The sequence below is a fragment of the Akkermansiaceae bacterium genome, from assembly GCA_024233115.1.
In the GTDB taxonomy this organism is placed as follows: domain Bacteria; phylum Verrucomicrobiota; class Verrucomicrobiia; order Verrucomicrobiales; family Akkermansiaceae; genus Oceaniferula.
In genome coordinates, this window is record JACKQB010000002.1 from 181,726 (window position 1) to 194,208 (window position 12,483).

A 12,483-nucleotide genomic window follows, 5' to 3' on the forward strand; every position below is an offset into this window, starting at 1 on the left:
CCCTGTCATGGCACCCCCCTTTGTGGTGACATTTTGCAACTTTGTTTCGAAGGATTCAGAATTGACTCGGAAACCCAGAAGACGAGGGCTTTGGACTTCCCTACTCGATTTCGCACTGCAAGGAACCGAACTGGACTCAGCCGATTAAAAGCAGCCAAATTAATAGGAGTTAATCGAGAGACTGTAGGTCGCTGGGAATCTGGCAAGCGACACCCTGAAATATCAAAGCTAAAAAAAATCCATGAAATTCTCGGGGCAGATGCACTCCCGCACACAAACAACGATCTCCCTGGCAGAATGAAACTCTTCCGTATGAAAATGGGTTATCAAATCAGAAAGGCATCAGGCCTTGTTAAAAAGAACCAATGTTGGTGGATTCAAGTGGAAGGTGGTGAATTATCTCTCAGCGACATCGAAAAGCAAACTCTGGTCGAGATTCTATACAATGAAGAATGCCGAGTGACATCATCGTAACCACGCTCTGCCCAACCAGCCCAAAACCGTCGACATCGAATACCTCAACGCACAGCCTGATAGGTGACCGCGTCATGCCAAGAAAAGGCAACATGACTGAGGAAAAACACCGCCATCATTGAATTTCATCCAGCACTTTCATTGATCACGAAGTTCACTTCTCAGACCTCGATCACTTCAATCGTCTCGCCTGTTTTGCGGAGTGGTATAAGAACCCTCGCATGTCAGGCCATTCTGGAATCTCCAATCTCATCGGTATGCGCGGCAGGAAAAAGGGCGGGCTTCCGTCTGTTCCCGCCGGCACATACCCGGATCCTACCACCCTGCCCGCCCGGGCTGCCGCGTTTCTTGAGCACCTCGCCATGCGCAGTTACTCACTAGCCTCCATCGATGCCCACCGCTGGGCGTTCACAGGTTTTCTGGACTGGGCGCGGACACAGGGACACCACTCACCCACGGATTTCACCCGGTCCATCCTGGAGTCCTACCAACTGCACCTGCACAACTACTGCTCCCCGCGCACCGGCAAGCCCTTGGTTGTGAATACCCAGATCGCCCGTCTCGGCTGCATCCGTCGTCTGTTCGCCTGGCTCTGCCGTACCGGTGCCATCCCCGCCAACCCGGCCGCCGATCTCGATCTGCCCCGCAAACAAACCCGCCAACTTCCGAAGTCACTCAGTCCGGAGGAAATTGACCGGCTGCTGGCCCGCCCAAATACCACAGACCCCTTCGGCCTGCGCGACCGAACCATCCTCGAGCTTTTTTACGCCACCGGAATCCGCCGCACAGAGATGACCAATCTCGATCACGGCGACTATGACACCACCGCCCGCACCCTGCTGATCCGCCGTGGCAAAGGGGGCAAGAGCCGGCTCCTGCCCGTGGGAGAACGCGCCGCCGTCTGGCTGGACCGCTACCTGGCGGAATCCCGCCCGCAGTTCGCCCACCTGCCATCTGAAACCTCCATGTTCCTGAGCGGTTACGGAACCCGGATCACACCCGCCTACCTCGGCACCTGGGTCGCCGGACAGATGAAACTCGCGGGAATCACCACCAAGGGCTCCTGTCACCTGTTCCGCCACTCCTGCGCCACCGCGATGCACATCGGCGGAGCCGACATCCGCTACGTCCAGGAAATGCTCGGACACTCCCGTATGGAAACCACGCAGATATACACCCACGTGCACATCGCCGCCCTTGCCGAAGTCCATGCCCGCTGCCACCCGCACGGGCGCATGCCCTCCATCGAGCGCGTGCCCGGGGCCGAATCCCCGGAAGAACCGGCTGAGGAATCCAGCCCGGGGAAAGATTCCCCTTCACATCCCCTCCCGAATTCGTTAGTTAAGAACAGAGAAATGCTCGAAGTCTGTCCATCCAAACAACCGGCCCTGGCAAGGCCGTCAAATCGTCCCGGGAATTCTTCCGATGACGATCTGGACCCGCCTTCTTCCCCGGCTCCCGCCAAACCAGCCCCTTCTCCCCCACCGTCTGGAAAACCATCTAAGAACTACAGCCCCAATCATTTAGGCGGTCTTTCAACCTCCACTAGACACGACCATCTTAATTACTACGGATACAGATACTATGATGCGAACGTAGGGCGGTGGATCAATCGCGACCCGGTTGGGGAACGTGGTGGGATGAACCTATACGGATTCATCAAAAATATGCCGACTATGGCATTTGATGTTTTAGGTTATCAAATCAGGTTTCCTGAGACTCCTCCAATAAATGACAAGCCTGTTGATCTGCCTGAACTCCCAATCGACCCTGATGCTTTACCTGATATTCCCGATTTTGAAGAAGATCCAGACGGAGTTTTGTATCCCGACAAGCCTAAGCCTGAACCAAGTCAAGAGGGTAATGGGAAGGGGCGTTATGTCTGTCGACGAATTGATAGGTGGGAAGATGGTCGTCGTCCTCGCTCTGCTTCTTGGAAGGCATCTTCCATTCAGCGATATCATAACAATTCAAGATGCCCTGATTGTCATGATATGATTAGTGCTAGGTGTACCTATGACTGCCGTCTTGCCACATCTCAAAATGGCAGACCTCCAGACGCTACAATAATAAAGCTGAATATAGAATATTGCATTCTAGAGGGAGCTAAAAAAGATTTGGATGGGTATATGGAATACACTTGCCCTAAAACTATTGGTATTAATCTACACATTCATGGAGAGCATGGCTGGGATTCTCCAGATTTGGATCCTATACAGAATCCTGATCCTGATGGTTCACCTTTCGTCACTGAAATCTATCCTAACGTTCTTGATCATCTGAATTTAAAATGAGTGTTTACAAATTATATTTTCTCGCGATTTGCGGCATGCTTTCGCTAGCTAATGTCTATGCTGGTGAGTCCATTCAATTGATCCAAAAGCAAAGCTTCGGTGATGGATCTTCCAAGGTGAATCCATCTGGTGGATTATTAGGTGAGGTTCTTGGGAAACAGCTGAATTTGCAAATGCTTGAAAATACTCAAGCAAGCATCCACTATAACGGTAATAAACTTTTCAATCTTCCCAAAGGAGTAGTCTTGGAGGGTCTTGTTATAAAAAAAGAACTGGTAGTTTTTCATTTAATGAAAAATGTTAGGGGTGGGAGAAATCATCATTCGCTAGTGATTCTGAGCCTCGGAAAACATCCAGGTATGACTTATGCATATGTGGCTGGAAAATCGTTTTACAAAGGTGAGAAAGTCAGAATTTTTGAATTGCTTGACATTAAGCCTGATGGGGAAATCGTATGTATTCTTGGCATAGGAAAGAATGAAATAAAGCATTACAAGGCGCAATTAGATGTGCGCGATTACGTGATTAATAATGGTTTTAATTGTAAATTTTCCGAGAATGAATTGTAAATGGCCGAATTAATATCGTACTGTATTTCCAAATTAGCGTCGGGTAATTTCTGATAGATTTCCACGCTCTGGTCGTACTTTGGTTCCATTTCGGTTGTACTGTGTTTTTCGAGTACGACGGCAGGGGCATTTTTTCGTGTGGTCCTTTGGATTTTCTCAGGCATGGCAGAGGACTCTCGATAGTCGTTTTTTGTAAGCGATCCGTGAAGAGCCTTCTGAGTAGGCTTGATATTCACGATGAAAGTGTGATATGTGTCACACTTTTAATTTTTCCCAATAGCCGCGTTCAAGCAGCGGCTGCGTTTTCCTGAGTTGCGGTCCGCACCCATGCGGCGGGGAGGAGTTTGTGTAGGTCGTCCTTGTTGGTCGTGGTCAGGAGTTTTTCAAAGACCCATTTCAAATACGCGTAGGGGTCTTTGCCGAGGATGCGGCAGTTTTCAACCATGGTGTAGAGCACGGCACTGCGCCAGCCGGTTTCCTCGCCTCCGATGAAGAGCCAGTTCTTGATGCCTATTTTTGTGGGACGCACGCCGCGTTCGACGGAGTTGTTGTCGATGTGAACCTCCCCGTGGTGAAGGTAGACGATGAGTTTGCTCCACTGGTTCAGTGCATACGCCGCCGCCCCACCCAGGCCGCTTTTGGGCAGGTGTTTGTTTTTAACTTTGGTGATGAGGTGGTGGAGGCGTTTAGTGATCGGGCGGCTTTGCCGTCGTCGGTAGTATTTGCGGACTTCGGGAGCCGAGTCCTTGTATTTTTCCTCGATCCGGTAGAGTTGCTGGATGAGGCGCAGGATCTTTGCCGCAAGCAGGGGGTCTTCCTCCAGGTTGTCGTAAAATTTGCGACGGGCGTGTGTCCAGCACCCCGACTGGGTGATGCCTTCGTTGTCGCCGGACCATTTGTTGTAGGCACCGTGGCCGTCACTTTGGAGGATGCCTCTGAAAGTATCTTTTTCGTCTGCGTTGCCGAGGATGGCGGCGAGGCAGCTGGAGTCACGGCCTGTCTGCCAGTCGTAGACGATGGTGTTGTGCGCGGGGTTCTGGTAGAGCCAGAGGTAGCCTTTTCTTGTACTGCCGTGTCCGGGGCTGAGGTAGTCGATGGGGGTTTCATCGGCCTTGACGTAGCTGCTTTTCCGGAGGTCGCTGACGAGGAGTTTCCAGAGGGGCTGGAGGAGGTCTGCGCCGACTTCCATCCAGTGGCTCATGGTGTTGCGGGGGATGTTGATGCCGTGGCGACGCGACATGATTTGCTCCTGCCGGTAGAGCGGGAGGTGGTCGCAGTATTTGCCGGTGACGATGTGGGCCAGCAGCGAGGGGGTGAGGATGCTGCCTTCGAGGACGGTGGGCGGCAGGGGCGCGGTGTGGATGCTGGGTATGGCCTCGTTCTTTTTGACGTAGGTGGGCCGGATGATGAGTCGGCGGGTGTAGCGGCCGGGTTCGACATCGAGCCGCTCGCTGGTGCGCTGGCCTATGCGGCGGTAATCCCCCGGGTTGGCCCGGACTTCATCGGGGATGATGACTTCCTCAACGGTGGGGAGGTTGGCGGGCAGCCGGGGTTCGCGGGGCTTGCGCTCGCGGACGGGCTTGAGTTCGCTCTTGAGTTCTTCGGTGTTGTCAGCCGCCGGTGCGTCCTCTTCGCCGTCGGCGGCGCAGGGCTTTTTTGCCGCGTCGGGGTCGAGAAGGAGTTCAAGCTGGGCGGGGTCGAGCTTTTCGCTTTTGCTGCCGTAGATGATGCGGATGAGATGGTCGACCTTTTTTTCAAGCAGGGCGATTTGCTCGCGCTGGCTTTCTATCAGCTCACGCTGTGAGGCGATGATTCTGTCTTTGTCCTCCTCCGTCCGGGTCACATACTAACAACGTCACCAGGTGATGCTTTCTTTCTAACATTTGCGATTTTTTACGGCTTTTCATACCATGCGCGTTTGCATCCGTCGCGCAGGTCGATGCCGTCGGTGAGCATGGCAAGGGCGGTGGCTTCAAGGCTGATTTTCCCGTGCTTGCTGTGGCTTTGTTTTGGCCAGCTGTAGCGTCCCTTTTCAAGTCGCTTGGAGAGAACCCACAAGCCACTTCCGTCCCAATGGAGGATCTTGATGAGGTTGCGGCGTTTGTTGGTGAAGAGGAAGGCGGCTCCGCTTTGGGGATCGGCACGGAGTTTGTTTTGCACGACGACGGAGAGCCCGTTGAAGCTCTTGCGCATGTCGCAGGGTTCGGTGGCGAGGTAGATTTTGAGGCCGCTGTTGAAGGTGAGCATTGTTCTAGCGAGTCAGGGTTTTGATCAGGGCGGCGGCCAGCGGCACCTGGCTGGCGTCGGCAAGGTGGATGCGGTTTCCACCACCGAGTTCAACGACCAGGCCTGCTGCGGGTGAGGCGGCCGGTGTAATTTCCACCAGTGAGTCAAGAGCAGGCCGGGCCTGCTTCGCCTCCTTGCGTTTGCGAACCCAAGAGGCGAAGGTCGGGTAGGTCAGCCCATACTTGCGGGCGAATCCCAGTCCGCTCATCGAGCTGCGTTCAAAGGCGTCGAGCAGGGCTTCTTTGTGTTCCGGACTGAGGCGCATACGCCCTAGCTCGTCTGTGGTGATCGGGATCAGGGGAACGTCGTTTTCAATAAGTGTGATAGATTCCATAGCTATGACACTTACACCATCTTCCGACCTCAGAGGAGATTTGAGTGAGGGCTCTTCATCGACCGCTTACCGTTTTTTGATGCAGGGGGCATGCCCACTTGTTGTGAACACGCCCCCTGGCTTTGTTTGCGACGCTATCGGTCGTCTCTGTCCTGGCTATCTGTGAATGGCCTGAGGACGCTTTGATAGGCGCATGCTCAAAGTATGACCTCACGTAAACAAGAAGCTCAATAAAGTGTATTTTCATCCAAGTTGGCATGCGGTTTACATAGTGCTATGGTTGAATGTTATCTCTCTAGTAATCTTCGGGTTTTTTCCCATACACATCGGTAATTTGTACCTCCGCACCATGCTTGACAAAATATGGTAATAATTTCTCACCATTGTCACCGTAATACATAATCCAGTGAACTGGAGTTCTGCCCAGATCGTCCTTAACATTCACACCTGCTCCATTTGAAACAAGAATGCGAATGATTTTTTCATTTACTGGGTGATACCCAGCCGAACATGCCTGATGAAGCAATGTAGCTTGATCGTATGATCTTCTCTGGCGAACAACTTTAGGGTCGCGAGTAATAATTTTTTTTAGTTCGGGAATATTCGCTTCAGAAAGAGCTATTTCCGCTTGCTCGAATGATGAAACTCCCCCCTTCCCGCAAGATAGTAAAAGCACAAAGGTGCTCACAAGAATATATGCTATAATACACGCTTTCATCATGTTCATCTACTGGATCTCCGCATCCTTGTCTGCATTCCCACCCAGGAGGCTCGCTGGCGGACAAGCTCCTTGATGGAGCGTGCTTCAGGGCCTGTGGCGTGGGCGCAGGGCACCATGTCAAGACGCAGCAGCATCGCAAGGCGGTGGGCGTCAACCTTGTCGTTCTTGAGGTGGGCGGCGCAGATCATTTTCACTTTCAGGGGGTGTGCCATCATTACCTCTTCCACGCCCTCGATGGCTCCGAGTAAATCGTAGAGGACGTGCCAGTTCGTCGAACTCTCGAACACCGCCTTGCAGGGCAGGTCAAGACCTCTAACAATATCGGTGAATGTTCCGTAGTCTTCGTTGTTGATGCGTCCCTTCCAGACGGTTTCTCCGTGCGGGTCAAGGACGTGGACTTGGCCGCAAAAACGCTTATGCGCGTCAATGCCCATGCTGTAGTAGTTTTGCTGGTTCATGGTTTCTGTGCGAAGGGGGTTGTTAGTCCTTCACTACCATTATCGCAGCTATCGGAGTCCTTCGCTACTTCCTTTCATGCCAACTGACCCCTCTCTTACTAAAAAGACAGTTGCTGACCCCATTTTCTAGGCCGCGCAATGTTTTTTCTGTAAAAGTGGCTGATGGCTTTTGTTGAAGATTCGGTTTTTGTTTCTGTTTGTTTTTTTGTTAGTTGAGCTTGAGGTAGGATTTTCCTGTTTCCCAAGTCTCGGAGATTTCGACCAATACAGCGGTCACGAGCCGCAGTAGCGAGTCTTCGTTTGGAAAGAGTCCGACGACCCGAGTGCGGCGTTTGATCTGGCTGTTGAGTGTTTCGCAGGCATTGGATGTGCGCAAGCGCTTGCGATGTGCCTCAGGCAAGGTAAACACGGCAAAACCTTCAGGAATGTTCTCTTCGGCCCAGGCTGCGAGCTTTGGCTGGTCTTTGCGATAAGTGTTGACGAAGTCCTTGAGGCGTTCTTCTGCGTGCTCCCGACTGTCTGCATTGAAAACGGCTCGCAGATCTGCCGCGACCTTGCTTTTGAGGTGCTGTTTGGTGATGTAGTTCTGGGCGTTCTGCTGAAGGTGGAACTGGCAGCGTTGCCACGGACTGGCATTGAACGTGGCTTTGAGGGCTGCCCTGAGACCTGTGTGTGCATCGGATGTGATCATGTCGGGAATGCCGATGCCGCGCTCCTTGAGGTCGGTCAGGAACTCTCGCCAATGAATCTCTGCCTCGGAGAGGGCGCAGGAGACGCCAAGGATCATGCGTTTGCCGTCGTCACGTCTCACCCCGATGGCTTTCAAGGTGGCGCAATCCCTTACAGTGCCGTCGATGCGGACCTTGTAGTAGGTGGCGTCGAGCAGCAGATAGGCGACTTCGGGTAGAGGGCGTGAACGCCATTTTTTGAACTCGGCATCAAGCTCAGAGGTGAGCTTGGAGACCTGTGCTGATGAAACGTCAAAGCCGCAAAGTCCCTTCATGACCTGGGTGACACGGCGTGTACTGACTCCCTGCACATACATGGTGGCGATGGCGGCCTTGAGTGATCGGTCACTGCGCGAACCCTTCTCAAGCAGTGAGGTGCGGAATGTCGTGTCACTGTCACGAACCTGGGGAACCTGCAGGTTGATTTTGCCTACGGCAGTCTGGAAGGACCTCGGCTTGAAACCGTTGGCATATCCATTGCGCTCAACGGCGTCCCTTTCATAGGGGGCGGCTCCGATGTGGTGGATGCGCTCAAGCAGCATGGCGGTGTTCATGAGGAGTTCAGCGATCTTTGAGAGACTGTTTTCGAGTCCGTCGGCGAGAAGAAGGTTGATGATTTCGTCGTTATGGCTAGGATGTGTCTGTTCGTTCATTGCTTTTGTTTGGTTGTGTTAGAACCTTCATTCAAAAGCATTGGGCGGACGCTGGCAACCCCTGAGGGGGGATGGCGCGCCGCCGCAACGGCAGCCGATTCCGCTACGCTCCATCGCCTGCCGTTGCGGCGGGGTCAGGGTATAGCAGCTTTTACAGACAAATATTTACACTACCATTTTCTAACCTCCTCTTCGTTTCTAACCTCCTCTTCGAGGTCGAATTTTTGGTTCTTTACTATTACCTCTTCTAGATTTTTTGCTAGACCAGTCAAAGCCATTCATATCAATATTAATTGTTAAATGCTCATCTTTCCCGTTTTTGTTAAAATCCTTAAAATAGAGTTGAAGATTACATCTGTCATGCATTTCAGGCTTATAAACAAGCTGAGTATACCTCCTAAAATTTCTGCTATCTTTGATGAAATTCAACCAATACTTTTCCCCGCTTGTAAGCTCTAATTGATAGTAATGTGGTATCGTTTGTTTTTCAAAAAACTGATGGCGCAGTAAATTCTCATCGTTCTCTATTTTTTGCTGGTTCAACAAAACTACACAGGTGATCTGGGTTGTACCAGGCTTTCCTCCATCCGAAGAATACAATCGAATATGTAGTTTATCGTCACCTATTTGAATTGGCTTTTCAAGATCTTTTAAGGTCAGGTTAATTATCTTAAAACGCTCTTCTTTTCCTACGACTTGAGAGATTAAAGTTCCCATAATGAATAGAAACATCACTAATTTTTTATTCATTTATTATTCCTCCTTTCATTTTCCCTTTAATATCAAAGGATGCTGCCCCGCGATGTTTTTCAACTAAAAGAGCCCAATCGTCTTTAATATCGACTCCTCCAATTGTAACTTTTTCTCCTGGATTCCAATCATACCTGTCTCGGATATTGAAAGTTCCTATAGCGGCCGTTGGTTTTCCTCCTTCCCACACAATACAACCTTCGAAATCTATGAAACCAGCATTCATGGCGAAGAACAAATCACGATCATGAGGCCAAACATTAATACCTGCTTTTGAAACATGCTCGCCATTCTTACCGTCTCCATCTGCTTGAACTTTGTCAAAAAACATGCTCTTAACCAGTTTGTCTCTTACATATTTGGACGCCTCTTGTTTGGTCATTTGATAATCTCCACCGTTATTCAGCCATCTCCGCATCATTTTTGATGCAAATGGTTTACCCCCTAAAAGACCACCAAATGCGAGTCTTCTGTAAAGGACTTCAGCCTCCCTCGCTGCCTGCCCTTCCCAGCCCAAACTTAAAAATAGTTCAATAGACCCTACATATACGTTTAGAATAGTATCCAAACCAATATTCCCTAACACATCTACTTGATTTGTAGAATCATTTTCTACGAACCCATAAAGGTTTAGGCCTCCTCTCTCTTGAATCGGGTCGCGATTGATCCACCTCCCCGTAACCGGATCGTAGTATCTGTATCCGTAGTAGTAGAGGCCGGTCTCGGCGTCGTGGTACTTGTTGGAAAACCTATGGGCGAAGTCGTCTTTCTTCGGCCCGGTGGCAACAAGCGTGTTACCAAAGGCGTCGTACTCGTAGTGCGCCTGCACAACGTTGTTACTGTCAAGATACTCACTGACATTGCCATTGCCATCGAACGTCGGGTAGTAGCTTGCACTGCCCTCTTTGACGGCGAGAAGTCCGCCGACTCCCCCCGCTCCTTGCATGGAACCTGACAAATCCATACCCCAAGTATAGGTCTTTGTGAGTGTAGTGCCAGAATATTCGGCAATAAGGTTCCAGCCGTCGTGGATGTAGAGGGTGGCGCTGCCACCGACAACCTGCTTGACCGTGCGGCGTGACTGGGCGTCGTAGCTGTAGTTGGTCGTGGTGGTGACGGTGTTTTTAGTGACTGTGGCCGATACCAGGCGGTTCTCTGCGTCCCAGACCAGGGTAGCGTGGGTTCCTGCGTCAGATGCCGGGAGCGGACCACGGGTCATGTTGCCGTCTTCATCATAGGGTGCGGGGGCCGGTGTGGTCGGCAGGGCGACGCCGTTGGCGGTGGTGTACTGGTTCAGGCTGTTGGCCACGTAGTTTACCGGGGCAGCGCCCAGTGTGTCGGCGAGTCCGTTGACCGTCTTTTCCCGGTTGCCGATGGCATCGTACTGGAAGGCGCGGTCGTTGTTGGAACTGGAGGTGTCGTCAGCCTCGGTGAGCTCGCCCGCCCCGTTGTAGCTCCATGTGTAGGCGGGCGCGGTGGCGAAGGCGCTACCGCTGGTGATGAGACTGGTGCGTTGACCAATGCTGTTGGCCCCCTTGCCGGTCGGGTTGCCGTTTGACAGGATCTCGTAGTCATACTTGGAAACCGGGCTGGCGGGTGTGCCGGTGTGGTTGTTCCTGCCGAGCAGGACGTTGCGGTCTTCCTCCCATGTGTTGGCGACGGTGTGGCCGCCGGTACGGGTGACGGCCTTGACGAGCCCGTAGCTGTCCGGCTCGTAGGTGTAGGCAAAGTCGGCGGCTCCTGCCGGGGCCTTGGTGGTGGCATCCAGCGCGGGCTGGTGCCATACGGAGGCGAGGCGGTTTGCCGCGTCATAGCCGTAGGCGGTTGTGTATTCTCCGGCGATTTCCGTGGAAAGCGGGCGCAGCAAGTCATCGTGATGGCGGTCGAGGGTGCGGGTATCCTCCTCCGGATTCCTGATCATCGAGAACCCGTGATGCACGAGGCTTGCGCTGTGCGCTCGAACTGCGTTCTCATCCTTAGACTCGCTTCGCGAGTAGGGTGCATTTTCCAGAGGAAAATGGTCGGGGAGACAGGATTGACCTCGCCCGCTCGGTCTGTGCCAGGGTGCAGGAATCCTCCTCCGGATTCCTGATCATCGAGAACCCGTGATGCACGAGGCTTGCGCTGTGCGCTCGAACTGCGTTCTCATCCTTAGACTCGCTTCGCGAGTAGGGTGCATTTTCCAGAGGAAAATGGTCTGTATGTGGTGACATTTTGCAACTTTGTTTCAGTGGATTCAGAAACGACTCTGAGACTATGAATACACTAGCTCGGGACTTCCCTGCCCGCTTCCGTGCTGCAAGAAACCGGACGGGGTTGAGCCGGTCGAAGCTCGCCGAAATATTACGAGTTAACCGGGAGACGGTCGGGCGCTGGGAAACCGGAACGAGATATCCGGACATATCAAAGCTCAAGAGGATCCATGACATTCTTGGAGCAGACGCTCTGCCACATACTAACGCTGACCTCCCCGGCCTAATGAAGCGTTTCAGAATGAAAATGGGCTATCGAATGAAAAAAGCTGCAAGCCTCGTCAAAAAACACGGATTTTGGTGGTCACAGTTGGAAAATAGAAAGAGGCATCCCAACAGCGGCGATAAACAAATCCTATTGGAAATTCTCTCCTGTAATGGTTAAGAATCCCTGGTGGCTTTCTTTGACACCGTGTTTGAGTGCATATATTCCCCTCATCGACATAGCTTGATTGGGTCGCTGGCCTGACTGGGGTTCGTAAGGTTTATCTGGCTGAAAGATGCTTGGGATGGTGAATCTGGTTGCTCCGGGACATGGGATCGTGTGCGGTGGTGGCGTTTCCTTGGCCAGTCGGGTAGATGAGGTGAAAGGCATTACATCAAAAGATGCGTGTTGGTGGCGAAGCAATGGCAAAAACGGGGCTGGATGATCTGGAGTAAGTTTTGCGTATCTTCGTTGCCACTCTGTATTGGTAAGCTGACCGAGTAACAAGAAGCCCATTCATTCGTTTTTTCTTCATTGTTGGCACGCTGGTTATGGTGATGCTTTGGTTGAGTTATTCTTTTCATGGGCTGACTCCGTAAACCCTAGGACTAACATCAGCAGACCTAACATGGTTAATGTAGTTTTTCGTTTCATTTTCTCAATGTCTATATATTACAGTTCATCAGCCTACCTCCTATTCTCTAACCATTCATACATTTTGTATTCCAAGCTACTTTGTCAATTTTGCTTTAACACTTT

At 51.8% G+C, this 12,483-nt stretch carries 12 protein-coding genes; 4 read left to right on the plus strand and 8 right to left on the minus strand.

The window, feature by feature from the left end:
- Positions 1 to 90: 90 nt before the first annotated feature.
- The 3 genes from H7A51_04920 to H7A51_04930 all read left to right on the plus strand — a co-directional run bounded on the left by H7A51_04920 (position 91) and on the right by H7A51_04930 (position 3,337).
- Positions 91 to 474: a helix-turn-helix transcriptional regulator gene (locus tag H7A51_04920; GenBank protein MCP5535564.1), complete on the plus strand. Its 384-nt coding sequence runs from the start codon at positions 91 to 93 to the stop codon at positions 472 to 474.
- Between the two features lie 221 nt (positions 475 to 695).
- Positions 696 to 2,768 (plus strand): tyrosine-type recombinase/integrase, encoded by a 2,073-nt coding sequence (locus H7A51_04925; GenBank protein MCP5535565.1) that lies wholly within the window; start codon positions 696 to 698, stop codon positions 2,766 to 2,768.
- Positions 2,765 to 3,337 carry a hypothetical protein gene (locus H7A51_04930; protein ID MCP5535566.1) on the plus strand — a complete coding sequence of 191 codons (573 nt, stop codon included), beginning with the start codon at positions 2,765 to 2,767 and terminating at the stop codon, positions 3,335 to 3,337. The genes H7A51_04925 and H7A51_04930 overlap by 4 nt, the downstream gene beginning before the upstream one ends.
- 286 nt (positions 3,338 to 3,623) lie before the next feature.
- On the opposite strand, the gene H7A51_04935 is transcribed toward H7A51_04930, so the two are convergent.
- The 8 genes from H7A51_04935 to H7A51_04970 form a co-directional block, all read right to left on the minus strand.
- Positions 3,624 to 5,180, minus strand: a complete 1,557-nt coding sequence (locus tag H7A51_04935) for an IS66 family transposase (protein ID MCP5535567.1) — start codon at positions 5,178 to 5,180, stop codon at positions 3,624 to 3,626.
- A gap of 50 nt (positions 5,181 to 5,230) precedes the next feature.
- Complete coding sequence (gene tnpB, locus H7A51_04940) at positions 5,231 to 5,584, minus strand: IS66 family insertion sequence element accessory protein TnpB (protein ID MCP5535568.1); 354 nt, start codon at positions 5,582 to 5,584, stop codon at positions 5,231 to 5,233.
- Between the two features lie 4 nt (positions 5,585 to 5,588).
- The gene (locus H7A51_04945; protein MCP5535569.1) at positions 5,589 to 5,957 is read right to left on the minus strand and encodes a hypothetical protein; all 369 of its coding nucleotides are present in this window, start codon (positions 5,955 to 5,957) and stop codon (positions 5,589 to 5,591) included.
- Between the two features lie 295 nt (positions 5,958 to 6,252).
- A complete protein-coding gene (locus tag H7A51_04950; GenBank protein MCP5535570.1) occupies positions 6,253 to 6,675 on the minus strand; it encodes an ankyrin repeat domain-containing protein in 423 nt (140 codons plus the stop codon).
- Positions 6,676 to 6,680: 5 nt separating this feature from the next.
- Positions 6,681 to 7,136 (minus strand): transposase, encoded by a 456-nt coding sequence (locus tag H7A51_04955; protein MCP5535571.1) that lies wholly within the window; start codon positions 7,134 to 7,136, stop codon positions 6,681 to 6,683.
- Between the two features lie 208 nt (positions 7,137 to 7,344).
- A complete protein-coding gene (locus H7A51_04960; protein MCP5535572.1) occupies positions 7,345 to 8,517 on the minus strand; it encodes an IS256 family transposase in 1,173 nt (390 codons plus the stop codon).
- Between the two features lie 198 nt (positions 8,518 to 8,715).
- Positions 8,716 to 9,267, minus strand: a complete 552-nt coding sequence (locus H7A51_04965; GenBank protein MCP5535573.1) for a hypothetical protein — start codon at positions 9,265 to 9,267, stop codon at positions 8,716 to 8,718.
- Entirely contained in the window at positions 9,260 to 11,188 is a 1,929-nt protein-coding gene (locus H7A51_04970; protein MCP5535574.1) for an RHS repeat-associated core domain-containing protein, read from the minus strand. The genes H7A51_04965 and H7A51_04970 overlap by 8 nt, the downstream gene beginning before the upstream one ends.
- Positions 11,189 to 11,523: 335 nt before the next feature.
- On the opposite strand from H7A51_04970, the gene H7A51_04975 reads away from it, so the two are divergent.
- Complete coding sequence (locus tag H7A51_04975) at positions 11,524 to 11,904, plus strand: helix-turn-helix transcriptional regulator (GenBank protein MCP5535575.1); 381 nt, start codon at positions 11,524 to 11,526, stop codon at positions 11,902 to 11,904.
- The last annotated feature ends 579 nt before the right edge of the window (positions 11,905 to 12,483 follow it).